The following is a 433-nucleotide window of genomic DNA, read 5'->3' on the forward strand; positions in this document are numbered from 1 at the left end:
ATTTATTCACAGCTTAATTCCTCATATCATTATTTATTTATGTCGTCCAAGTCCCAATAGCGACGTTAAGTTATGCTTCTGAGTCCCATTGGTTCTGAGTATCTAACTACAGCAAAATCAGCGTGTCAAGACAGTTAATTTCAGTTGTTAGCAAGATGTTATCTCTATCACACTCATACTTTATCCAGCTGAATTAGATTTGGCTAATCTGGCATGATTATTGAGATTCAGCTGATGCGGCCAGATAACAGCGTGTCAATCTGACAAAAGCATCGACAGAAATGGTTTCAGGGCGTTGTGTTGGATCGATGTCAGCAGCAAGAAAAATTTCTGGAGAAATCAACTTTTTCAACGTGTTAGCTATGGTTTTTCGGCGTTGACTGAAGGCTTGAGTCACAATCTGACTTAACACACGTATATCGACATCCCCACC

1 pseudogene is annotated in these 433 nt (G+C 39.7%); it reads right to left on the reverse strand.

Features of this window, described 5'->3' with window-relative positions:
- Positions 1-217: 217 nt before the first annotated feature.
- Positions 218-433, reverse strand: a pseudogene (locus B4K20_RS04785) (16S rRNA (adenine(1518)-N(6)/adenine(1519)-N(6))-dimethyltransferase); the annotation flags it as partial.

The organism is Methylophaga sp. UBA5088, assembly GCF_002414625.1.
Taxonomy (GTDB): domain Bacteria; phylum Pseudomonadota; class Gammaproteobacteria; order Nitrosococcales; family Methylophagaceae; genus Methylophaga; species Methylophaga marina.